This window comes from Acetivibrio mesophilus, assembly GCF_004102745.1.
Classification (GTDB): Bacteria; Bacillota; Clostridia; order Acetivibrionales; family Acetivibrionaceae; genus Hungateiclostridium; species Hungateiclostridium mesophilum.
In genome coordinates this window covers 77,439-101,651 of the sequence record NZ_RLII01000009.1, presented here as the reverse complement: position 1 = coordinate 101,651, position 24,213 = coordinate 77,439, and the positions used below count along the sequence as shown (strand labels likewise).

General features: G+C 38.0%; 22 protein-coding genes. 17 read left to right on the top strand and 5 right to left on the bottom strand.

The genetic code is table 11. The features are described from left to right. The first annotated feature begins 93 nt into the window (after positions 1 to 93). Complete coding sequence (locus EFD62_RS09085) at positions 94 to 870, top strand: formate/nitrite transporter family protein (protein ID WP_069194452.1); 777 nt, start codon at positions 94 to 96, stop codon at positions 868 to 870. A gap of 26 nt (positions 871 to 896) precedes the next feature. On the opposite strand, the gene EFD62_RS09080 is transcribed toward EFD62_RS09085, so the two are convergent. Next, positions 897 to 1,259, bottom strand: a complete 363-nt coding sequence (locus EFD62_RS09080) for an AraC family transcriptional regulator (RefSeq protein ID WP_162302508.1) — start codon at positions 1,257 to 1,259, stop codon at positions 897 to 899. Positions 1,260 to 1,526: 267 nt separating this feature from the next. On the opposite strand from EFD62_RS09080, the gene EFD62_RS09075 reads away from it, so the two are divergent. From EFD62_RS09075 to EFD62_RS09020, 12 genes are all read left to right on the top strand, one after another. Then, positions 1,527 to 2,006, top strand: a complete 480-nt coding sequence (locus tag EFD62_RS09075; RefSeq protein ID WP_069196305.1) for a ferritin — start codon at positions 1,527 to 1,529, stop codon at positions 2,004 to 2,006. A 775-nt stretch (positions 2,007 to 2,781) separates the two neighbouring features. Then, positions 2,782 to 4,464: a DUF1538 domain-containing protein gene (locus EFD62_RS09070; protein WP_069194450.1), complete on the top strand. Its 1,683-nt coding sequence runs from the start codon at positions 2,782 to 2,784 to the stop codon at positions 4,462 to 4,464. A 27-nt stretch (positions 4,465 to 4,491) separates the two neighbouring features. Continuing rightward, complete coding sequence (locus EFD62_RS09065) at positions 4,492 to 4,806, top strand: hypothetical protein (RefSeq protein WP_128706005.1); 315 nt, start codon at positions 4,492 to 4,494, stop codon at positions 4,804 to 4,806. A 15-nt stretch (positions 4,807 to 4,821) separates the two neighbouring features. Beyond that, positions 4,822 to 5,154, top strand: coding sequence for a P-II family nitrogen regulator (locus tag EFD62_RS09060; RefSeq protein WP_069194448.1), 333 nt, complete (start codon positions 4,822 to 4,824; stop codon positions 5,152 to 5,154). Between the two features lie 338 nt (positions 5,155 to 5,492). Beyond that, positions 5,493 to 6,455, top strand: coding sequence for a biotin synthase BioB (gene bioB / locus EFD62_RS09055; RefSeq protein ID WP_069196304.1), 963 nt, complete (start codon positions 5,493 to 5,495; stop codon positions 6,453 to 6,455). After that, positions 6,452 to 7,171: a dethiobiotin synthase gene (gene bioD, locus EFD62_RS09050; protein WP_069194447.1), complete on the top strand. Its 720-nt coding sequence runs from the start codon at positions 6,452 to 6,454 to the stop codon at positions 7,169 to 7,171. The genes bioB and bioD overlap by 4 nt, the downstream gene beginning before the upstream one ends. After that, positions 7,164 to 8,330: an 8-amino-7-oxononanoate synthase gene (gene bioF, locus EFD62_RS09045; RefSeq protein ID WP_069194446.1), complete on the top strand. Its 1,167-nt coding sequence runs from the start codon at positions 7,164 to 7,166 to the stop codon at positions 8,328 to 8,330. The genes bioD and bioF overlap by 8 nt, the downstream gene beginning before the upstream one ends. A gap of 23 nt (positions 8,331 to 8,353) precedes the next feature. Then, positions 8,354 to 9,100 (top strand): alpha/beta fold hydrolase, encoded by a 747-nt coding sequence (locus tag EFD62_RS09040; protein ID WP_235832606.1) that lies wholly within the window; start codon positions 8,354 to 8,356, stop codon positions 9,098 to 9,100. Continuing rightward, positions 9,097 to 9,957, top strand: a complete 861-nt coding sequence (gene bioC, locus EFD62_RS09035) for a malonyl-ACP O-methyltransferase BioC (RefSeq protein ID WP_069194444.1) — start codon at positions 9,097 to 9,099, stop codon at positions 9,955 to 9,957. Before EFD62_RS09040 ends, bioC begins: the two co-directional genes overlap by 4 nt. Continuing rightward, positions 9,950 to 11,293: an adenosylmethionine--8-amino-7-oxononanoate transaminase gene (gene bioA / locus EFD62_RS09030; RefSeq protein WP_172406034.1), complete on the top strand. Its 1,344-nt coding sequence runs from the start codon at positions 9,950 to 9,952 to the stop codon at positions 11,291 to 11,293. Before bioC ends, bioA begins: the two co-directional genes overlap by 8 nt. Positions 11,294 to 11,389: 96 nt before the next feature. Further along, positions 11,390 to 12,802 carry an aminodeoxychorismate synthase component I gene (pabB, locus tag EFD62_RS09025; RefSeq protein WP_194087091.1) on the top strand — a complete coding sequence of 471 codons (1,413 nt, stop codon included), beginning with the start codon at positions 11,390 to 11,392 and terminating at the stop codon, positions 12,800 to 12,802. A gap of 8 nt (positions 12,803 to 12,810) precedes the next feature. Next, positions 12,811 to 13,605 carry an aminotransferase class IV gene (locus EFD62_RS09020; RefSeq protein WP_083225132.1) on the top strand — a complete coding sequence of 265 codons (795 nt, stop codon included), beginning with the start codon at positions 12,811 to 12,813 and terminating at the stop codon, positions 13,603 to 13,605. A 15-nt stretch (positions 13,606 to 13,620) separates the two neighbouring features. Here the strand turns inward: EFD62_RS09020 and EFD62_RS09015 are convergent, their stop codons facing one another. Continuing rightward, the gene (locus EFD62_RS09015) at positions 13,621 to 14,631 is read right to left on the bottom strand and encodes a nucleotidyltransferase domain-containing protein (RefSeq protein WP_128706003.1); all 1,011 of its coding nucleotides are present in this window, start codon (positions 14,629 to 14,631) and stop codon (positions 13,621 to 13,623) included. Between the two features lie 34 nt (positions 14,632 to 14,665). Further along, positions 14,666 to 15,436, bottom strand: a complete 771-nt coding sequence (locus EFD62_RS09010) for a nucleotidyltransferase domain-containing protein (RefSeq protein ID WP_128706002.1) — start codon at positions 15,434 to 15,436, stop codon at positions 14,666 to 14,668. 272 nt (positions 15,437 to 15,708) lie between these two features. Here EFD62_RS09010 and mscL point away from each other — a divergent pair, with 272 nt between their 5' ends. Further along, the gene (mscL, locus tag EFD62_RS09005; protein ID WP_069194440.1) at positions 15,709 to 16,104 is read left to right on the top strand and encodes a large-conductance mechanosensitive channel protein MscL; all 396 of its coding nucleotides are present in this window, start codon (positions 15,709 to 15,711) and stop codon (positions 16,102 to 16,104) included. 124 nt (positions 16,105 to 16,228) lie between these two features. On the opposite strand, the gene EFD62_RS09000 is transcribed toward mscL, so the two are convergent. Further along, a complete protein-coding gene (locus tag EFD62_RS09000) occupies positions 16,229 to 17,998 on the bottom strand; it encodes a glycosyl hydrolase (protein WP_128706001.1) in 1,770 nt (589 codons plus the stop codon). Between the two features lie 349 nt (positions 17,999 to 18,347). Here EFD62_RS09000 and EFD62_RS08995 point away from each other — a divergent pair, with 349 nt between their 5' ends. Continuing rightward, positions 18,348 to 20,996, top strand: coding sequence for a translation factor GTPase family protein (locus EFD62_RS08995; protein ID WP_069194438.1), 2,649 nt, complete (start codon positions 18,348 to 18,350; stop codon positions 20,994 to 20,996). 7 nt (positions 20,997 to 21,003) lie between these two features. On the opposite strand, the gene EFD62_RS08990 is transcribed toward EFD62_RS08995, so the two are convergent. Next, positions 21,004 to 21,663: a Crp/Fnr family transcriptional regulator gene (locus tag EFD62_RS08990; protein ID WP_069194437.1), complete on the bottom strand. Its 660-nt coding sequence runs from the start codon at positions 21,661 to 21,663 to the stop codon at positions 21,004 to 21,006. 115 nt (positions 21,664 to 21,778) lie between these two features. Between EFD62_RS08990 and EFD62_RS08985 the strand changes: the two genes are divergently transcribed. Together EFD62_RS08985 and hcp are read left to right on the top strand one after the other, a co-directional pair. Continuing rightward, positions 21,779 to 22,483: an ATP-binding protein gene (locus EFD62_RS08985; protein WP_069196302.1), complete on the top strand. Its 705-nt coding sequence runs from the start codon at positions 21,779 to 21,781 to the stop codon at positions 22,481 to 22,483. A gap of 46 nt (positions 22,484 to 22,529) precedes the next feature. Beyond that, the gene (gene hcp, locus EFD62_RS08980; RefSeq protein WP_128706000.1) at positions 22,530 to 24,158 is read left to right on the top strand and encodes a hydroxylamine reductase; all 1,629 of its coding nucleotides are present in this window, start codon (positions 22,530 to 22,532) and stop codon (positions 24,156 to 24,158) included. Positions 24,159 to 24,213 lie beyond the last annotated feature (55 nt).

The following is a 24,213-nucleotide window of genomic DNA, read 5'->3' as shown; positions in this document are numbered from 1 at the left end:
TATGTTATTATATATGCTGTGTCAGCTCTTAGGCAAATATTTTGTATACAAAATACGAAACGAAAATTGAGGAAATTAAGAAAGGATTCATTTATGGATGTTCATTCAGGACCAAAAGCCCTAACGGAGTACATACTATATCAAAGTAAGCATAAGGCCAATAAGCGATTTATTATCTTGCTTGTGCAGGGATTTCTTGCCGGATTGTATATTGCTATTGGTGCAATAGGAAGTCTTAAGGTTGCAGCAAGTGTTACAACCCCTGGAATAGGTAATTTCTTGGGGGCAGCGGTTTTCCCTATAGGGATTATTGCCATCATATTAATGCAGGCAGAGCTATTTACCAGTGATTGCATGGTTATGGTTGCTGTCTATGCAGGCCGTACTAAAATCAATAAGACTATCAGAATTTTATGTTTAATTATATTCTCCAATCTGCTGGGAGCAATCTTTGCAGCATTTTTAACTCAAACCTCAGGGATTTTTGACGATGCAGCAACTAATCTGGTAATTGCTAAAGCACTTCATAAAGTGCATATGCCAATAGGCCAGTTATTTGCCAGCTCCGTTCTATGTAATATCATTGTTTGCACTGGCGTGTGCCTTGCTTACAGTTGCAAAGAAGAAATCACGAAAATTATCGTTTTATGGCTTACAATTGCTGTATTTATTCTTAGCGGTACAGAGCACGTTGTCGCTAATATGTATTACTTATTCGCAGCACTGTTTTCCGGTGCAGGGCTTACAGCTAAAGATATTATTTATCATTTGGCTGTATCCGGATTTGGTAATTTCATTGGTGGAGGCATCATTGTATCGGGCATTAATTATTTATTGGCTTACAGGGATATAGAGAAAGTGAAAAAATAGGCAAAATTAAACTGAATAAAAAATATTCATAATATTAACCAAATATTATTCTTAATACCAATAGAGTATTTATCGGACTTTTTTTCTCTAAACCCTTTAGGAGAAAGTCCGGTATATTTTTTATATTGAGTTGTAAAGTAATTTTGGCTGTTAAAACCAATTAATATGGGTATATCCAATATCGACATATCCTCTTCTAAATGGTCATAAATATAGTCCACGGCCTTTCTGATATAAATATCTCGAATAGAAATTATATTATGCTTTAGTTGCTCTATATACCTTTGAATCATTACCCTTTCTATTTTGATGATTTCCGTATGGCAATGGCTTTTATCAACCATCGTAGAAAAAGCATGATATTTAGATTTTGCGCTGTATAAAGACACTTCTTTCCTTGTTGTATTATGGCAAATTTAAAGGAATATGGATGTCAAATAGCTTTTATTATTTTTATGTATAATATTATAAGTAGCCTCTTCTTTAAGAAAATCATCATGCAAATATTCAAAATTTGCATCGATTAAAATAATTGTTGTTTATATTATATGAATATGTGGTATATGAATATAAGAATAGTATTATTGATAAAATATATTCTATATGCAATAATAGTAAGAAAAAATGCAAATATAAGAATACAGGGAGGAAGAATAATGAGCAAATTGTATGACAATTTAAATGAGCAAATGAATTTTGAACTGGAGTCTGCTTACATATATGCGACTATGTCTGCATATTTCGATGCACTAAATATGAAGGGTATGACGCATTTTATGGATAAGCAGGTAAAGGAAGAAATGGAGCATGCAGGGAAGATTAAGAAATTCTTGCAAGAAACAGGATATGGTATAAAATATCGTCCTCTAAATCCTGGAGACGGTAAATTTGATTCTATTGAAGATGCATTCAAAAAAGCTCTTGCTCATGAGAAAGTGGTAACTTCACATATTAATGATTTGGTAAAAGAAGCAAGAGAAGAAGGCGACCAAAGAGTACTGAACCTCTTGGCTTGGTTTGTGGATGAGCAGATTGAAGAAGAAGATATGTTTGGTGTAATTGCAGAAAGATTAGAAAGAATTAATGGACAATGGAATGGATTATATATTCTTGACAACGAACTTGGTGCAAGATAGAATAAAAAATATAGAGGGTCGTGAAGGCAAAGAAGCTAGCTGATTTATAATTAGCGTTCTTTGCCTTTTTGATTTTACCTCTTGAAGTGAAATGAAAGAGGCAAAAGCGAAGGGATTCGATGTCCTGAGCTTTTATTTATTTAAGATGCAAGTGAAAATCAATAGATGTGGAAATACCTTGATTGGATGGAAATTTTATTACGAAAAACATATAACTGAAATAAAAAACATCGTGCGTAGACATGAAAACTATGATATAATAAGGAATTGAAGAAGGTGTATTCTACATTAGTTATTAACGTTACAGATATCGGTAGAGATATAAAGACGCATGTTAATAAAATTATTAGAATTACCCCTTTAGTTCCCAAAAGATCCTATGGGTTGTTTTATGGGCATTAGTATAGAAATGGCTAAAGAACTAAAGATATAGCCTTTAACGTAGACAAACATATATAACAGGAAAATTCCATTATTCAATTCTTTAATTGGTTTAATTTGGTAGTAAATATTAAGGATGAAACTACTGTAATACGCTCTTTAATAAAAGATTTTTGAGTATTTAAGAGTATTATGCTTTGGGATACTATGAAAATATAAAGTATTTGCCAAGTGCTGTAACATAGAAGAAACCAGCTGAAATACATATAGATTGATTTCTTAAATGATAATAATATTGAGCTTTGTATGCGACGCTGGAGACAACGAAAAGATTTTGTGATTGTGTTTGATTGATTAATTTGCATGTTTGACTAACTTGAGATAGGAGATTGTGATGAATAGTATAAACCTAAAAAGTAAGATCGCTATTTTTACTACTACATTAAAAGAAGTTTTTGTATCATCGCTACCCCTTGCGGCGGTTATAATCATTGTTTGCGGTTTTATTGCGCCCTTGGATAATATATCGGATTATATTAAATTATTTGTTGGCTATGCCAGTGTGGTTGTCGGTCAAACATTGTTTTTGGACGGGTTAAATATTAGTATTCTTCCTATAGGGAAGCTTGTTGGAGGATCACTAATAAAGCTTAAAAAGTCAGCCTTTATTATCTTTTTCGGACTTCTTTTCGGTTTGCTTGCTACTGTTGCTGAGCCTGCACTAACTGTTTTGGCTAAACAGACCAATATGATTATGCCGATTATCAATGAAACTGTATTTATCTGGATTATGGGTGCTGGAATTGGTGTTATGGTGGGTTTTTCACTTTTTCGAATTATGAAGGACTTAAACATTAAAATTGTTTTTGCTATATTATATATCATTACTTTCATAACAATTATATTTGTTCCAAATGAATTTGTTGCCTTAGCTTTTGACGGAAGCGGTGCAACAACAGGAGATATTTCGGTTCCATTTATTTTGGCTTTGGGTATGGGTGTTTCGGCGACTATGTCCAAACACAAAAGTAATGATGATAGCTTTGGAATTATCGGTCTTGCTTCGGTAGGTCCAATACTTTCATTGTCCATCTACGGCATTATACTTAATATTCGTCATAATGGTGTATTTCCTCCCGAACAGGTATATGCTCCTGAAACTATGGGAACCATAGGTGAAATAATAAGTAGCAATCTATTAGGAGTAGCTTTGGCACTTTTGCCGGTTATCATAGTATTTTTACCCTTTCAGTTCCTTTTAATTAAGCAACCTAAAAAGGAATTTGTGACTATTTTATCGGGAACTATTGTAGTGTTTATAGGCTTGTTGATTTTTCTGGTAGGTATAGATTATGGATTTGCATTTGCCGGTAAATACATTGGGGAAGTCTTCTTAGATCCTTCTCGTCCCGGATGGTTTAAGTGGTTGCTTCTGATTGTAGGATGTATTTTAGGTGCGGCTATTACCTTGTCAGAACCTGCTGTTACGGTGCTGGGAGAGCAACTGGAAGAGATAACTAACGGTCATATAAAAAAGACGACAATTCGCATGACCCTTGCAATAGGTATTGGTTTTGCATCTTTACTTGCTATGTTAAAGATATTGACAGAGATCAATATATTATGGTTTTTAATACCCCTCTATGCTATCGCACTTATCATGATGATATTTGCGCCGAAGCTATTTGTGGGGCTCGCATTTGACTCGGGAGGAGTCTCTGGAGGGGCTTTGACATCTGCGTTTCTAACACCTCTCACTCTTGGAGTGGCGCAAGCGGTGGCGGCCACGTCTGCTTCCGGGGGACAATCAATTTTGGTTAACGGTTTTGGAATTATTGCATTTATTTCAGTTACCCCATTGATTGCTGTACAATTTTTGGGTATAGTGTATAATATAAATATTAAGAAAGCAGAAAAATCTCTGAAAGATGCCGAAACAAATGATTTGAAAGAACTGGAATCCCTTGCCAATATAGTTGAGGAATCGCGCCAAGAGAAAAAAATTGTCGAAGACATAATCGAGGACATAAAAGTTATGCAGAGCAAGGTTAAGGTGGATAACGGTAGTCCAGAGTAGAATGTTTTAGAGGAGGAAAATATAGCCTTGACGGAATATAAATATGGTGTTGATTTTCTAACCTTAATAGTAGGTAGAAAGTATAAAAAAGAAATCTTAAAATTTCTATTTGACTCAAGATGTCATCTGATTGATGTAGTATATGCCAAGGGTACAGTCAAATCGGAATTTTTTAGAGATATGGTAGGACTTGTTCCTGAGGAGAAAAAAATTATGATTACCGGCTTAATTGCAGGTAATTTATCGGGCCAATTGCTTGACCAATTGATTACAAAATTTGATTTTAATAAACCGAATACAGGGATTGCTTTTATTGTCCCTGTAGATAAGTTGTCAGTATGATTTAGGAGGATAAAAATGGATAATGGTAATATGAGAGCTCTATATATAGTGGTTAATGCAGGATTTGCTGAACAAGTAGTTGATTTTATACGTTCACAAGGTTCTTCAGGTGCTACTATAATTAATGCGCGCGGAATTAGTTCGTTGCAAAAAGAAATTATGGGAATTAGTATTGATAGGGAAAAAGAAGTGGTATTGACTCTTACCGATAGCGAAATCGCTGACAAGATTATGGAGGCCATAAAACTAAACGCGGCATTCAAATCTGAGGCCCAAGGTATTTGCTTCACTTTGCCCGTGTCGAAAGCGATTGGTTTGAGGAATAGCTCATCATTGGATAAAATATAGTATATCTATGTTTTTAAGTGTCAACAGATATGCATTTCGTAAGCCATTGAGTTAAAAACAAAAGATATTCTTTGTGTTTGTGGAGATAAAATCCAAGAGTGTTTTTATTGTAATCCTACTTCAGTTATCAATTTATGTCGAAAAGCTTTCCAAAACCTTGATAAAATTTTATTTAGTATCAGGTAATAGCAATAAGTTAACTAACTTTTTCAAAAAGCAGTGGTTAAACTTTATTGCTTGATTAATTGTCAACCTAAATTTAGAATCAGGTTGACAATTGACTTTTGTATGGATATAATGTGAAATGAAGGTTGAAAAAGGGGGTAATGGGAAGTTATATGGATTTGATATCAGAGATTGAGGATAAATTTACTCGAGGTCAGATGATTACATTTGAGGAAGCAATTGAGCTTTCAAAAGGAAAGGTTGAAGACGAAAAGCTGTTTTTGCTGGCAGATAAGCTGTGCAAAGAGAATATGGGTTATAAGGTTGAACTTTGCTCAATTATTAATGCAAAGTCAGGGAGCTGCTCGGAGAACTGCAAATTTTGTGCCCAGTCAGGGCATTACAATACAGGTGTTGTAAGCTATCCATTGATTGACATTGATCATGTTCAAAAAGCGGCAAAGGAAAATGAAAAGGAAGGTGTGCACCGCTTTTCGATTGTGACTAGCGGAGAAAGGGTTTCGGATGAGGAATTTGAAAAGATTCTGGATATGATTTTACTATTAAGAAAAGAGACAGGTCTAAAACTATGTGCTTCATTGGGAAGCTTAAGTTATGAGCGGGCAATAAGGCTAAAGCAGGCAGGAGTATCTATGTACCACCATAATATTGAAGCTTGCAGGGAGTATTATAAAAAAATCTGTGATACTCATACATATGCTCACAGAATAAGCACTGTAAAAAATGCGGCAAAGGCAGGGTTGGAGGTTTGCTGCGGGGGAATAATCGGTATGGGGGAAAGCATGGAGCAAAGAGTAAAAATGGCGTTTGAGATAAGGGGGCTCGGTGTCAAGTCAGTTCCAATCAATATATTAAACCCCATAAAGGGTACCCCTTTAGAGAATGTTGAAAGTCTTCAACCGAATCAGATACTTAGAACCATAGCCATTTTCAGATTGATAATGCCCCATGCTTCCATAAGATATGCCGGTGGGAGGATGTCTTTGGGAGAACATCAGCCCAAAGGTTTTAAGGCTGGTATCAACGCAATGATGGTGGGAAATTATCTTACGACAGTGGGCAATAAAATTTCCGATGACATTCAAATGATTCAGAGTATGGGGCTTAAAATATGAGCAGGGCAAAAGGGATATATGTTATCGGAACAGATACTAATGTGGGCAAGACAGTAGTTTGTGCAGGGCTAACGTATTTGCTGGAGTCAAAAGAATATAATTCCTGCTATTTTAAGCCCATATCCAGCGGCGGCAGGGAAACAGCAGATGGCTTTATCTCATATGATGCTTCTTTTATAAAAGCTGTTTCGGGACTTAATGAAGATGATGAGATAATAAATCCTTTCAGATATAGAACGCCGGTTTCACCACATCTGGCGTCGGAGATGGAGGGCTTGGCAGTTAATAAAGAAATTATCCGGGATAGATACAGTAAGCTCACTGAAAAATACCAATATATCGTGGTTGAAGGCTGTGGAGGACTTGCTGTACCTTTATCCAAGGATGGATATATGCAGTTTCAGCTAATAAAAGAGCTTGAGATTGGATGTATCTTGGTTTCTCGAACTACTCTTGGCACGATAAACCATACTCTTCTTACCCTCTCCTTTGCTAAAAATACTGGTATTTCAATCAAGGGGATAATTTTCAATGGTTTTTCTAAAGGCAGTGTTGAACGAGACAACATAGAAACAATACGGCGATTATCCGAAGTGCCGGTGCTTAGCGTTGTTCCAAAAATTGAAGGAATTAATGTTGAAGATAAGGTTTTGGGAGAACTAAAATCTGTTTTTGAAAAAACAATAGATATTAAAGAGTTGTTGGCAAATGTTTGATTTTGAAGCTGCTTTGAAAGATATAAAAAACAAGGGATTGAACAGAGAACTGCGCAATCTAGAGACTGCCCAAGGTCCGTATAGCGTTATTGATGGTAGAAGAATGCTTATGATGTCCTCGAACAATTATCTGGGTTTGTGTAATGATATCAGGCTAAAAAGGGCTGCGATAGAATCCATTCGTAAATTCGGAGTGGGAGCTGGGGGATCAAGGCTGACCTGCGGAAACTTTACACTGCACAGGGAGTTGGAGGAAAGACTTGCCGGATTTAAACAGGCGGAAAGCAGTATTATTTTTGGCAGCGGATATGCTGCAAATATAGGAGCAATATCGGGTATTGCAGATAAAAGTTGTGTCATATTCTGCGACCGTCTGAACCATGCCAGCATTGTGGACGGTATTCGCTTAAGCGGTGCAAAGCTTGTGGTGTATAAGCACTGCGATATGGATGACCTTGAAAACAAGATTATACGCTACCATACCGGTAGGGGCCTTATAGCAACCGATGGGGTATTCAGTATGGATGGTGATATAGCACCAGTAGATAGAATTGTGAAATTGGCCAAGAAATTCAATCTGATGACAATGGTGGATGATGCCCATGCTACAGGGGTTTTAGGTGAGAATGGAAGGGGAACATTGGAGTATTTCGGCCTTAAAGATGATGTAGATATAAACGTGGGTACTTTGAGCAAAGCTTTTGGCGTTGAAGGAGGCTTTGTTGCAGGAAAGAGGAAACTCATTGATTTTCTCCGGCATAGGGCAAAAAGCTTTATTTACTCCACTGCTTTAGCACCCCATAATATAGCTGCAGCAGTTGAAGCTTTGAATATCATAGAAACAGGTCAACAGGCAAGAAAAGAATTGGCTGAAAAATCTATATGGCTGAGGAGTAAGCTGATAAAAAGATGCTTTGACGTCCCGAGAGGTGTCACACCAATAATACCTCTTATGGTGGGAAATGTGGATACTGCATTGAAATTCAGTATGTTACTTTATAACGAAGGGATATATATTCCGGCTATCAGACCCCCGACAGTTCCTAAAGGAACGAGCAGGCTTCGGATTTCTCTAATGGCTTCCCATTCCTACGATGATATGGAATTTGCAGTTGAAAATCTAGTTCGTTTTGGAAGAAAGCTGGGGGTAATACCATAATGTTGATAGGGGAGGATACTGTTTTGGAAAAGCAAAAGTTGGTCATGCTGCCCGGATGGAGTATGGATTCTTCAGTATGGAAGCCTGTTACTCCGGTTTTAAGTGAGTGTTTTCAGCTTGATTTCTGTGAATGGCACGGCATAAACAGCATGGAGGGTTATACCAAACGGGTCTGGAAGTTGATTGAAAAGGAGAAGGGGAAATTATCTCTTCTGGGATGGTCTTTAGGAAGCCTGCTAGCCATTGATGCTGCCTGTAAATATAAAGACAGGGTTGAAAAGCTTATACTTGTCAGCGGAACCTCTCGATTCACAAGGGATAAAGAGACAGGATACCTGTGCGGCTGGCCGAAAAGTACAGTTAAAAAGATGAAAAAGTCTGTAAGAGTTGATAGGGAAAAAACAATGAATTCCTTTTATTCTTCCCTTTTTTCTTCGAAGGAGCTAAAAAGCAAAGAATATGTAGCCTTGTTGAAAGCTGATATTAATACGAATGCTGCCTCTTTTATGGAACTGGAGGCAGGGCTTGACTACCTCTTGGCTGCAGATGTCCGAGAACATTTGGGGAGTATTAGAGCGGATACACTTATCATTCATGGAGAAATGGACACTATATGTCCTAAAGAGGCATCTTTGTATATAGCACAGAGGATGAAAGGTAAGGCGGTATTACATATCATGGAAGGAGCGGGTCATGTCTCCTTCTATTCTTCATCCGATGATTTCAGCAAGTTGATTTTGAAATTTATAGGACAAGGTGATAATAAATGATAGATAAAACTATTCTTCAAATGCACTTTAGCCGTAATGCAAAAAATTATGATACATATGCAAAAGTTCAAAAGAAAATGGCCAATACTCTATTGAATATGGTGGGCCTTGATTCTAAAAGCAAAAGTGATGCATTGGCTATTTTGGATGTGGGGTGCGGTACAGGATATCTCACAAAACTTATATTAGACTATTTGCCGAATGCACAAATAACAGCAATAGATATTGCGCCGGGGATGATTGAATATGCACAGGATAGGTTTAAAGAGAGCAATGTGGAATTTCTATGCCTTGATATTGAAGAGGCAGAGCTTAGCAAAAAATACGACCTGATTATTTCAAATGCGGCATTTCAATGGTTTAACAACTTAGGGGGGACTATGGAGAAGCTTGTCCAAGGCCTTAAGAATGATGGAGTACTTGCTTTTTCTACATTTGGGCATATGACCTTTAACGAGCTTCATTCTGCATACGAAACTGCCTGCAAAAAACTTAAAATAGATGGAGATTTCCCACCAAGCCAAAAATTCTTCAACTCAAAAGAGCTATTTGGTATTTGCAGACAGACACTGCAAGGGTTTGAGGAGTTCAAATTTGATATTATAAAAAAAGAAAGCCTTGAATATGAGTACTTTTATACAGTAAGAGAATTTTTGAATTCTGTAAAAAAAATCGGAGCAAACAACAGCAATAAAGAAAGAACGGTGAATACCACCCTTACTAAGGAAATGATAAGAGCTTATGAAGAGATGTATAAAGCAGATGGGTTGGTGAGGGCAACTTATCATTGCATTTTCATAACAGCAAGGAAGAAACTTGCTGCAAGTAAAAGAAGGTTGGTGAATGCAGTTGTATGACTTGCAGGAAAAAGACTTGAAATATATTTGGCATCCTTGTTCTCAGATGAAGGATTATGAAGATTTTCCTCCGATTATTATCGAGAGGGGGGAAGGTGCATACATTTTCGATACTCTAGGCAAGCGGTATATAGATGCGGTATCCTCCTGGTGGGTCAATCTTTTCGGACACTGCAACAAAAGAATTAATAAAGCTGTCAAAAAACAGCTTGACAGCCTCGAACATGTGATATTCGCCAACTTTTCCCACAAGCCTGCCATTGAACTGGCTGAAAAAATCGTTGAAATCACTCCGAAGGGGTTAAATAAAGTATTCTTTGCCGATAATGGTTCTTCTGCCGTTGAGGTTGCATTGAAGCTTAGTTTTCAATATCATCAGCAAACTGAAAACTGTGAAAAGAAAAGATTTGTTGCTCTGTCCGATGCCTATCACGGAGAAACTCTTGGGGCTTTGGCTGTAGGTGGGCTGGATTTGTACAGTAAAATTTATAAACCTTTGATGATGAATACCATTAAAGTGCCCGGGCCTGACTGTTACCGTTGCAAATATGGAAAGGAATACACCACTTGTGAGGCTGAGTGTTTTTGTGAAATGGAAGAAGTATTAGCTAAAAAACATAAGGAAATTTGTGCAGTAATAATTGAGCCGATGGTTCAAGCAGCAGCCGGAATGAAAATATATTCTGCCCAATATCTGATTAAACTTAAGGAAATGTGTTCTGCTTATAATATTCATTTGATTGCAGATGAAATTGCAGTGGGATTTGGAAGGACGGGAAAAATGTTTGCCTGTGAGCACGGTGGTATCAGTCCTGATATTATGTGCCTGTCAAAGGGGCTCACCGCAGGGTATATGCCTCTTTCGTTGGTTGTTACTACCGAAAAGATTTACAATGCTTTTTACATCGATTATATAGAGCTTAAGGCATTCATGCACAGCCACAGTTATACGGGAAATCCTTTGGCATGTGCCGCAGCGCTTGAATCGCTGAAAATATTTAAAGATGATGATGTTTTAAACACGAATAGAGAAAAATCCGAGCTGATTAGAAAACTGACAGAGCCCCTTGCCCATAGCCATCCCTATGTGGGGGAATTTCGACAGATAGGGATGATTGCTGCACTAGAGCTTGTTGAAAACAAGGCGGAAAAGAAAGGTTTTGATTGGAAACAACGTGTGGGATACAATATTTATAAAATCGCTTTAAGAAAGGGATTGTTGTTAAGACCTTTGGGCAATGTTTTATATTTTATGCCCCCGTATGTTGTTGGGAAAAAGGATATTGAGGATATTGTAAACGGCACTTTCGATGCGATAAACGAATATTTCGGATGATTAAATCCATGAAAATGCAAAAGGTTGTTTCCATAAGGATTGTAACCTGATATAATTATTTGGCTGATATTAATTATTGTTGGTAGGGGTACACCGATGCAGGACGAAATATTTATTAAAAAAGAGATAGAAACTTCAAAAAGTGCTATAGATATTTTTAAGCAGTTTTATGATGCTCCATACAGTGTTTTCTTGGACAGTTCATTAATCAATAATGAATTGGGTGAAAACTCCATAATTGTATTTGATCCTTTTTTGGTGTTTACATCAAAGGGAGACAGGATAAGGCTCATAAAAGGGTCCCATATCGAAGAGTATACAGAAGACCCCTTATTGTTTTTAAGAGAGTTGTTGGACAAATACAAAAGTACGTATGTATCCGAATTGCCGTTTTTTAGTGGGGCCATAGGATATTTTTCCTACGATTTATGCCACCGGATAGAGACGTTTAAAGATCATGGAAAAGAGGATATGGATATACCCGACATGATTTTTGGATTTTATAGTAATGCAATTATTATAGATCATAAATGTCGTAAGACATATGCGGCAGTGTCATCCATAGGTTTTGAAAACACAGGGGATATTGATCAAATCTTAGATAGAAGAATAAACGGTATAATAAGAAGAGTCTGCGAAAGCAGCGAGGGGAATAAACCCGTAAAAAAAATGACGGAAGGTCAAGGTTCTGTTGCTTCGAATTTTACTTTGGAAGAATATTGCAACATGATTCGCATGGCAAAAGAATATATCAGAAACGGTGATATTTATCAGGCTAATTTGTCCCAACAGTTTAGAACATATATTGGAGATTCCGATCCCTTTGATATATATGTTGATTTACGGCAGTTAAATCCTGCGCCTTTTTCGGCGTACATGAATTTTGAAGCAATAAAGGTTTTGAGCAGTTCCCCCGAAAGATTTCTGAAAATAAACGGCAGAACCATTGAAATCCGCCCGATAAAAGGCACAAGACCCAGGGGCAAAACCAAAGAAGAAGACGATAAGCTTAAGGATGAGCTTATAAACAGCGAAAAAGACCGGGCAGAGCATATAATGATTGTCGACCTTGAACGGAACGATTTGGGCAGGGTGTGTAGAATAGGAAGCGTGCATGTTGAGAAAATGCTTGAAATAGAAGAGTATTCTACGGTCCTACATCTTGTTTCCACAGTGAAAGGGGAATTATTGGATGATGTAGATATGATAGATTGTATAAAGGCAACGTTTCCCGGAGGTTCGATAACCGGGGCACCAAAAATACGGTCAATGGAGATAATAGATGAGCTGGAGCCTGTGAAGAGAAATATATATACCGGTTCAATAGGCTATATGGATTTTAACGGCAATTGCGATTTAAATATAGCCATAAGGACTATTGTCATAAAAGATAATGAAGCCTTTTTTAATGTAGGCGGAGGAATAGTGTGGGATTCCGTCCCGGAGGATGAATACCGGGAAACCCTTGATAAGGGAAAGGCTTTGCTCAAGGTGTTGACAGGGAGGTAGCAGATAGTATGGATTGCTTTAGCGGTATTAAACCTGATGATTTTGGGGTTTTGTATGGTTTTAGCTTGTTTGAGACGTTTCTTGTAAATGAATATGGGAGAGTATTCTTAATTGAAAAGCATATTGACAGACTGTTTGATTCAATGAGGCATTTCGGTTTTGATAGTCATTTGACCAAGGAAAATCTGCTGTCTATGGTAATGGATTATATAAAGAAGTCCGACTTGAAGAATACAATACTAAGACTAACTGTCACCTGCGGTAATAAGAATAAAGGCATAGATCCGGCCATCCTTTTTTCAACACGGGAATACACATATAGCAAAACTATTTATAAAACTGGCTTTCGGCTTATGGTATCCGGGCTTGTGAAAAATGCCAATTCTCCTGTTATTGCCCATAAAACCGGTAACTATCTTGAAAATTATATGGAAGGGCAAAGAGCCTTGAATAATGGGTTTGATGATGTGATTTTTCTAAATGCAAAAGGGGAAATTACGGAGACATCAAAAAGCAATATATTCTTTGTCCATGACGGGAGATTACATACTCCCCACCTAAGCTGCGGGTTGTTGCCAGGGATTATACGAAAGTGGGTGATCGAAAAAACCAAAGACTTAGGACTACTTTGTGAGGAAGGACATTATTCATTGGAAACACTTCTTTGTGCAGAAGAAGTGTTTGTTACCAATTCCGTCATCGGTATTGTACCTGTAAATAATATAGACAATAAATTGGTTGGCAGTGGGGTTCGCGGTAAAATAGCTGCTTTATTGATGAAAGAGCTTCAAGATGTCATGTAAGCAATATAAATGATTTCATGACCCAAAACCCCAAGCCTTAGAATAAATCTCCAGCATTAATTCTTCCACACGCTTATAATTCGGTTGCTCAGGAAGAGATGTGCTTTCAGCTGCCACTTTGAATTTGTGTTCATACATGTCAACCATCTCAAATAATTCGCTATAAGAATACTTCCCTTTACGTATATCGAGGAAAAAGTCCCGTTCCTTTTCTCTATAAGTGTTAATTCCTTTGCCCTCAAGGATTTCTGTACCGGTAATCAAGAGCCGGATTAAGTGCATGGCGTGTTTGTTAAGATGAAGTTCATCCTTTTTGCTGTTTCTGTGATTTAGTTTGGAGTAATTCTTTACAATGTTGTTCATATCTGAATAGATATTTTTTAGGTCTCTAAGGGGGTAATGCTTGAGGCATATATCAATAAATATTTCTGTGTCCATTTCTTGTCTGTCGGATTGATCAATGTAAAGATCAATTTCTTCTTTTGTAAAACTTTTGTAAGTTCTTTTTAGGTGCTCCATCTGACCTAAAATACTATCAAGAATATGCTGTTCCTTTTCTGCTTGAGGATAGTTATCTCTTGCAAGGGCATTTTTAAGCCTCCTTAGCTGGGCTGTTGCATAATTGCCAAAACTCTGGATTGCTTTTTTAGATAAGAATAAATCAACATTATCCCTAAGAAGCTGACCTTCTTTTGTTATAACAAGAAGATGTTCGGGTCTTGTGCCTAGAATCTCTAAAACATTTGGGTTGCTATCGAGGCATAGATTTATAAACTTTTTGAGTCCGTAAATCACAGTGTCTGTTATCCTGTCTTCGAACTGTTCAAAGCTTGACAATCCCATAAGGTCCTGTTTTGTTTCTAGAGTAACGCCCCGGATATCAATATCGCTAGTGTCAACATTGGTTCTATAGGCAATGGACCCTGCTGTTGTAAGAATTAATATGTTTTTCCCAAGGTGAGAATCCGTCCTTAGAAATTCATAGGCACTGGTATTTAACTTGTCTTTTATATCTTGAATATTCATACGGTTACTCCTTTAATTCTACAAAACACTTTAATTAATTCCAGACTTCCTTTAGGGTTTCTCTAAATAGAGTATTTAAAGGTTCATAATCGGACTTTTTTTCATTCCTTACAGTTTTGAGATACTTCTCATAATGAATTATTTTATTTCTAAGAAACTCAATGACTATAGGGCTTTTTGGTTCGATATCAATTTCCAGGCCAGAGGTCTTTTTATCAAGCAGTTTGGAAATTTCACTAACCAAGGAGTCGTCCAACTGCTGCTCAGCCATTAGCTTTTTAAATTCCATCGGAGGAGCGGTACCGTTTTTCTCAATCCACATGCATGCTAATATGGGCCTTAATATATAGAAAAAGCGTTTAATCTTGACTTGGTCTGTGTTCATTATCTCTTCAAATTTATTTCTTGCTATATGAAGATAATGATATATTGTTGGTACAGGTGAGAAGTAGGACGGCAGTAATTCTCTCATTTTCTGCGCGGTACTGAAACTTTCCCTGTAAACAATAGGTGAACTCAGCCATTCCATTAATGTAGGATTTGACTTTTTATACTGCAGTAATGCCTTTGTGATATCCCAGCCGTTTATATCCAATAGGTCGTTAATTGGAAGCTCAATAAAATCCTTTTTGTCTTCAATGGAAAGATACCAGTCAGTGGGATGAATATATATAAACCGTACATCATAATCGCTGTCTTTAGATGCAAAACCCCATCCTCTGCTGCCGGATTCGACAGCATAGAGGATATTGATATCGTTTTCCTCTTCAATATTTTTTAGTTTTTCCAGTATTTCTTCATGCATTAGTGATCCTTCTTTCATTGAAATTCAAAATTACCAAATCGCAAAGAACGTGTATGAATATTTTATCAAATAATACTATAGAAGAAAAGCAAAGGACAGCCCAATAGAGAAATTGAATTCTATCTTTTTTATCCGATAAAATAATTAGATGATAAAATGATATTTGTCAACAATAATATACAGATTGATTTATAGTATTGCTTTTGTATGAGCTTGTAATTTGGCTCGAATTAATGGTAATATAATAAGAAAATAAGAGAGGATTATGTGTTATGCTTAAAGACTTTAAAAAATTTGCCTTAAAGGGCAATGTGATTGATTTGGCTATAGGTGTCATAATTGGTGGGGCTTTTGGTAAAATTGTATCATCTTTAGTAGATGATATTATTATGCCTTTGCTCGGAATTATTCTGGGGCGTATTGACCTAACATCGTTGAAGCTGGTCATTAAACCGGCTGCGGAAGATGTTGCAGAGCTTTCCCTCAAATACGGACAGTTTTTACAGTCAGTAATAGATTTCTTAATTATAGCCTTTTCTATTTTCTTTATGATGAAATTGTTGTTTGCTTTTAAGAAAAAAGAGGAAGAAAAACCGAAGGCACCGGAACCTTCTAAAGAAGAGCTGTTGCTTACAGAAATACGTGATTTGTTAAAGGAAAGAAAATAGAATTAACACGGTTGGTATATTAACCGAAACAGGTCAAAAAAGAAGTACCCTTTAGACTTTTCGAGCTAATTGACAAAGGGTACTTTTTTACTATAGCAAAATATACAATTACTTAATAAATTAATTACTTTTTGGCGACAGGAAATTCTGTTATTATTTTAAGCAAAAATCTTTTCAATATAGTGAAATCAGTAGAATTAATTAAACCGTCACCATTTAAGTCTGCTGCTTCTTCAGGAACATCAAATTTTGAAATTATTTTCAAAAGATATCTTTTCATTATAGATAAGTCGGTTGAATTTATCTTTCCATCATTATTCAAATCACCATAGGTAATATCTGGTATTGGATCGTGTTCATAAAGGTTTTCGGGAAGTTCATCTAAGGTAATTACATATTCACTGTTGTAGATAGTGTTTAGAAGTACAGGATCGTTGAATCTCGAACTGGTAAGGAATTCGCCATACCATGGGCAGAAATACAGCCACCAAGCTCCTTCGTTAACTATGTTTTGAATATCGGGAATAACGTCATTTTCAGTCAATGCAACCATCTTTGTATCGTTTGTGTAATCTACAAGGGAGAGAAATAATGTTGTTGCAGCACTGGTGCCCCAAGTGTTGGGAGAACCTTCATACTTATCATATCCAACAATATCCACATACTCATCACCAGGATACCACTCAAAGGAATTGGCGTATGTATAAAGATTTACTTCCCATATTAAATTATGGAGGCCGTATTCTTCAGTAAGGGTAGTGTAAAGAAGCTTCCATAGTTCTTTGTAAACTTCTGCACCACCGGAACCCCACCAGAACCATGCTCCGGAACCATCAGTGTTATTGTAGCCTTCAGCTTCATGGAAAGGACGGAAAAGCACAGGAATGTTTTCATCCTGAAGAATGAGAAGCTGCTCGGCGAGATCTTCAATTGCCATCATCAAATATGTGTATTCCTTTGATGTTTTATCAAGGCATTTGGCTGTATCAAAGCTTTTTGTAGGTTTGTATGTACAGTTTGTCCAATCCAGTTGGTCACCCGGTGTATAGCTTGTAAAATCAGCGGGGACATTAATATGCCAGGAAGCAGTTGCAATACCGCCACGGTTTTTTACCCAGTCAATTATACGTTCTGTTGTACCGTCTTCCCATCCATACAGAGGATTGTAGTTCATAAAATCAAAACCTCTGATTGCAGGATATTTGCCTGTCTTGTCATAAATGTATTCAAATTCAAGTTCCATATTACCGTCATTTCCGTTGCCATAAATCTCCTGTTGGCCGGAAATAACATATTTTCCGTATACACCGGTAAGATATTTCATGAGAGCTTTTGTTTCAGCAGTTGCTTTTGGATCGCATGGAGTTGGATCAATTATATGGTCAGGCATATCGGCATAGTCAAAGGTTATTGTGTCGTACAGTATAAAACCCCAACTTCCGGAGGAACCAATCTCAATGGTTGTTTTACCTGCTTCAAGATAGAAGTATCCAAAACTGTAATCAATCCATTTGCCTTGATTAGGGATAAAATAGTTGCTATATGATTTGCCATTGACGCTGACGACCTGCATTCTGGTCTCACCCTCAGCGCCAAGATACATCCAGCATCTTGTTGAAAGCTCATACATAGCGTTTTCGGGAACTGTAACTTCCAAGGTTATTGTGCCTGAGTTGGATGCCCATACAAATCCATCGCCGGAATACCCGGGATATTGAGTACCGTAGACATTGGTGGTAATGACAGCACCATTGCCAAGAGTACAATCTTCAGCTTCAACGTTTACAGGAAGGGTATCGGCTGCGTAAGTTGAAACAGGTATGGCTAAAAGAACGGAAAATGCCATTGCCAGCGTTGTCAGTAGGCACAGTGCTTGGCCTAAAACTTTCTTCATAAATAATACACCCCTTAAATAATAATTTCATTATAATAATACTGATAATTCTACTTTTTTTGTGTCTATGAAAGAAACTATGCTATTGAGAAATTGATGAAAAATAGTACCGGAAAGTAAGTTATTTTATTAATCATTGTCTGTTGTTATGTAAAGATGTGTAACTTTCTGTAATAATAAAATTTTAGCATATTCATAAGATAATATCAATTATTCAATTATGTGATTGGGGGCACTAGACGCCTCTACATTTACAAAAATAACTTTACTGTAGTATAATAAAGCTTGCACTGAACCGGTTTGTCTTAATGCAAATCGATGAGAAGCGATCAGGAAATGAGAAAAGAATATGAAAAAAATAGTAATTGGAATATTAGCCCATGTCGATGCTGGAAAAACAACATTATCAGAGAGTTTGCTATATGTAAGCGGGAAAATAAGAAAGCTAGGAAGAGTAGACAATAAAGATGCCTATTTAGATACCTATGAATTGGAAAGAGCTAGGGGAATCACTATTTTCTCCAAACAAGCCATCTTTGAAATAGATAATACCCGGATTACCTTGTTGGATACTCCGGGGCATGTGGACTTTTCAGCAGAAATGGAGAGAACACTTCAAGTGCTGGATTATGCCATTTTAGTGATTAGTGGTGCTGATGGAGTGCAGGGACATACCAAAACCCTCTGGCATCTTCTTGAAATCTATAAGATACCGGTGTTTTTATTCGTCAATAAAATGGATCAAAAGGACACAAATAAGGACAAGTTAATTAACGAAATAAAAAAGCAGTTGGATGATGGATGCATAGAATTTAGAGAAGTTGAGACAGAAGCCTTTTATGACCAGTTGGCTATGTGTGATGAAATATTGATGGAAACCTATCTGGAAAACGGGCATATTGAGGATTCACAGATTAGTATTGCCGTCAAGGAAAGAAAAGTATTTCCCTGTTTTTTCGGTTCAGCTTTAAAATTGGAAGGCATTGAGGAGTTTATCGAGGGTATTGAAAAATATGCTATAATTCCTCGCTATCCTGATGAATTCGGAGCCAAGATATTTAAAATAACAAGGGACGAACAGGGCAACCGTCTTACCCATATGAAGCTGACAGGCGGAAAACTCAAAGTAAAAGATGTGTTGACAAATGGCGTCTGGGAAGAGAAAGTGAATCAAATCCGCATCTATTCCGGAGAGAAATTTGAGGCAGTAAGTGAAGTGGATGCAGGAACTGTATTTGCGGTAACAGGGCTCACCCAATCCAAACCGGGAGACGGCCTTGGGATTGAAAAGGCTTCAGTAGCACCGCTATTGGAACCTGTGCTGAGGTATCGAGTTTTACTTCCGGAAGGCTGTGACCCGAGAGTAATGTTACCTAAGCTGCGTCAAATTGAAGATGAGGAGCCGGAGCTTCACATAGCCTGGGATGAACAGTTGCAGGAAATCATGGTGCAGGTAATGGGGGAGGTGCAGATTGAGATTCTGCAAAGCCTTATACGAAGCCGCTTTGGTGTTGAAGTGGATTTTGACGACGGAAGGATTGTATATAAAGAGACTATTGGCAATGCTGTTGAAGGGGTGGGACATTTTGAGCCACTGAGGCATTATGCGGAGGTTCACCTGTTATTGGAGCCGGGGGAACGGGGGAGCGGTCTTAGGTTCGGAGCCCAATGCAATGAAGATGTCTTGGGTAAAAGTTGGCAAAGGCTTATTTTAACCCACCTTGGAGAAAAAGTCCATAAAGGGGTTTTGACGGGCTCGGCCATTACAGATATGAAGATTACTTTGGTATCCGGCAGAGCACACAACAAACATACAGAAGGAGGTGACTTCAGAGAGGCTACCTATCGTGCGGTGCGTCAGGGGCTAAAAGAGGCAGAATCCATACTGCTGGAGCCCTATTATGCTTTTCAACTGGAAGTGCCTGAAAAAATGGTAGGAAGAGCTATGATGGATATTGAGAAAATGCACGGAACATGCGAAATATCACAGATAAATGGCGAGATGGCAGTTCTTTTAGGCAGTGCTCCCGTTGTCACTATGAGGAATTATCAGAAAGAGGTTGTAGCCTATACAAAAGGCCTTGGCAGGCTTTTTTGCAGCTTGAAAGGGTACGAACCATGCCATAATGCGCAGGAGGTTATAGAACGTATAGGATATGATTCGGAAAGGGATGTGCAAAATCCTACGGGCTCTGTATTTTGTGCCCATGGAGGTAGCTTTTTGGTCGATTGGTTTGAGGTAAAGAATTACATGCATGTTGAAAGCTATTTCCAAAAGAAGGATGATACGGAGGATTTAAATAAAGACAGGACCTCATATTCAAAAGAAGAAGCGATAAGCTTGGAAGAAATCGATCAAATTATGAATAAAACCTTCTATGCAAACCAGGGAAGAAAGTCTATCTGGAAGAAGCAAAAAGCAGCAGGAGAAAGATACTATAAACCTGTCACTTATATAAAAAGACAGGAGGAAAGAAAAGAAGAGTATCTCCTTGTGGACGGTTATAATATTATCTATGCGTGGCCTGAACTAAAAGGGCTTGCAGATGAGAATATGGATAGTGCAAGAATGAAATTGCTTGACTTGCTAAGCAATTATCAGTGGATTCGAAAATATCATATTATAGTCGTATTTGATGCTTACCGTGTTGAGGGGCATCGCGAAGAAGTAATAGATTATTATAATATCCATATGGTGTACACAAGAGAGGCACAAACGGCGGATCAGTATATTGAAAAATTTGCCCATGAGAACAAGAAAAACTATAACATTACAGTTGCTACATCCGATGGTTTGCAGCAGATGATTGTAAGGGGAGAAGGATGTTCTTTATTATCTGCCAGAGAATTAAAGGCTGAGCTTGAAGCAGCTAATGAAAGAATAAGGCAGGAATATCGCCCAATGCATGGAATGGACCGCAATTATCTAAGCGATGCATTATCTCCAAAAGCAAAACAGCATATAGAAGATCTTATTAAAGAGGATGAGGATAAATAATTATAGTTTATAGTAGTTCAAAATTGTTTTTCTTATACTTTAAAATCCCTTCATTTCTTAGCTTGCTAAGCTCTGCCGACATTGCACTTCGATCAACTGACAGGTAATCGGCAAGTTCCTGACGGCTGAATGGAATGCAAAAGCAATTGCTTCCGGCCTTCTGCGCTTCAGCGGAAAGATAGGCTATAAGCTTTTCCCGAGTGGTACGCTTTGAAATAAACTCAATTTTCTGTGTCAAGGATATATTTTTCATCGCAGTAATATGTAACAAGTTTTGAATCAGTTGGCTGTGGAAAGAGCAGGCGGTTGCGCATGGATTGGCAATCTTGCGGCAATCGATAAAAAGAAGCTCGCTTTCGGTGGTTGCAATTACGCTGACCGGAAGCATTTCTATTTGGGCACAGGCAAAGGATTCCGCAAACAAATTGCCTACGCCTATATTGGCGAGGATACTTCTATTGCCGTAATAATCTTCTTGGACAATCTGAACCTGGCCTGACAAAACTATTCCAAAAGAGTTAATGGTTTCACCGCTCATAAAAACGGTCTGATTTTTTTCATAATGCATAAGTTTTCCTGACAAGCAAGACATAAGTGAGAGCAGGTTCGATTCTTCAATTCCTTTAAATAAGTTGACTTTTTTTAAAATTTCCAAATATTTTTTCATAATAACCTCTTTTTGTTGGATTTCCAACAGACTTATTGTTCTCAGTATAGTAAACTTAAAACATAAAGTCAATGAGAAAGTTAATGAAAAAAATAAGATGAAAGAGGGTAATAAGATGATTCGTAGAATAATTAAAATTGATGAAGATAAATGCACAGGGTGCGAATTGTGTGTAAATGCTTGTCACGAAGGAGCCATAGGAATGGTAAACGGAAAGGCAAAACTAATGCGGGATGATTATTGTGATGGCTTAGGAGATTGCCTGCCGGTTTGTCCTACGGGAGCTATAACTTTTGAGGAACGTGAAGCAGCAGAGTATGACGAAGCCGCTGTGCAGGAAAACATGATAAAAAAGCAGAAAGAAAGTTTGCCTTGCGGATGTCCCGGTACGCAACTTAAGACTATCAATAGGGAAAATGAAAGTAAACCTGTCCGTACCGAGGTCAATGAAAATACAAGCCAGCTTTCCCAGTGGCCTGTCCAGATTAAACTTGCACCGGTCAATGCACCGTATTTTACAGATGCAAATCTTTTGATTGCAGCTGACTGCACGGCATATGCCTACGGCGATTTCCACAACAAGTTTATAAAGAATAGAATAACCCTGATTGGTTGTCCAAAGCTGGATGAAGGAGATTACACCGATAAGCTGACGGCAATTATCAAAAACAACAGTATCAAAAGTGTCACTGTTGTAAGGATGGAGGTTCCGTGCTGCGGCGGCATCGAAAATGCGGTTAAAAGAGCACTTATGAATAGTGGAAAATTCATACCGTGGCAGGTAGTAACAATTTCGACGGATGGGCAGATTCTTGAGTAAATAATTTTATGAAAATAAAATAAAAAGCATTAAAGGAGGAAAAGCAATGGGAATGTTTTGTTATCAATGTCAGGAAACTGCGGGAGGAAAGGGCTGCACAGTACGTGGGGTGTGCGGTAAGAATGAGGAAGTTGCAAAACTTCAGGATCTTTTGATTTATATTGTTAAGGGTATTTCAAATATCGTTACCAAGGGAAAGGTTGATGTCGATAAGCTTGGCGATGCAAATTATGAAGTATTGAACAGTCTGTTTATGACTATTACCAACGCAAATTTTGACGATGGTTCAATTGAAAAACAGATAAGAAAGATGCTTGCCATTAGGGACGAAATGAAAAAATCCATACAAACAGCGAGTCTTCACGATGCGGCGGTCTTTTCTGTAGATACAAGGGAATCAATGCTTGAAAAAGCAGATTCGGTAAGCATATTGGCCACCCAAAACGAAGATGTGCGTTCCTTAAGGGAAATGATTACTTACGGTGTCAAGGGTATGGCAGCCTATGCCGAACATGCAAAAAATATCGGAAAAGAACGCCAGGAAATCTATGGCTTTATTTATGAGGCTTTGGCGGCTACTCTAGATGATACACTTTCAGTTGATGACCTTGTCGGGCTGACGCTGAAAACCGGTGAATACGGTGTAAAGGTTATGGCACTCCTTGATGAGGCAAACACATCTAGATTTGGCAACCCGGAAGTTACCGAGGTAAATATCGGTGTTAGAAAGAACCCTGCTATACTTATCTCGGGGCATGACTTGACCGATCTTGAGCAGCTCTTAGAGCAGACAAAAGGAACAGGAGTAGATGTATACACCCACAGCGAAATGCTGCCTGCCCACTACTATCCGGCTTTCAAAAAGTATGACAATTTCGTGGGCAATTACGGGAATGCATGGTGGAAACAGGTGGGTGAATTTGAGTCCTTCCACGGACCTATTCTGTTTACCACAAACTGTATTGTACCTCCTAAGAGCGAAGAGGTTAGAAGGAGAATATTTACGACCGGCTCGTCGGGTTTCCCCGGATGCAAGCATGTTGAAGCCGATGCAAACGGTAAAAAGGACTTTTCGGAGATTATTGAGCTTGCGAAGACTTTACCAGCTCCTGATGAAATCGAAACAGGAAGCATTGTGGGGGGATTTGCCCACAATCAGGTAATGGCTGTTGCCGATAAAGTGGTTGAAGCTGTCAAATCGGGAGCTATCAAAAAGTTCTTTGTTATGGCTGGCTGTGATGGACGCATGAAGTCTAGAGATTATTACACCGAGTTTGCCCAAAAGCTTCCGGAAGACACTGTAATCTTGACGGCAGGTTGTGCTAAATATCGTTATAACAAGTTGAAATTAGGAGATATCGGTGGTATCCCGAGAGTGTTGGATGCCGGTCAGTGCAACGATTCATACTCGCTGGCAGTTATTGCACTTAAGCTTAAAGAGGTATTTGGAGTGGACGATATCAACCAGCTTCCGATTGCATTTAATATAGCGTGGTATGAGCAGAAGGCTGTTATAGTGCTTTTGGCTCTCCTGTACTTGGGTGTGAAAAATATCCATCTTGGGCCTACATTGCCGGGATTCCTTTCGCCGAATGTGGCAAAGGTTCTGGTGGAGAATTTCGGTATTGCAGGTATAGGCACTGTTGAGGACGATATAAAATTGTTTATGGACTAAATAAAATATGAAATAATAAATAAAGGGCCAGTCAGTAATGATTGGCCCATACTTC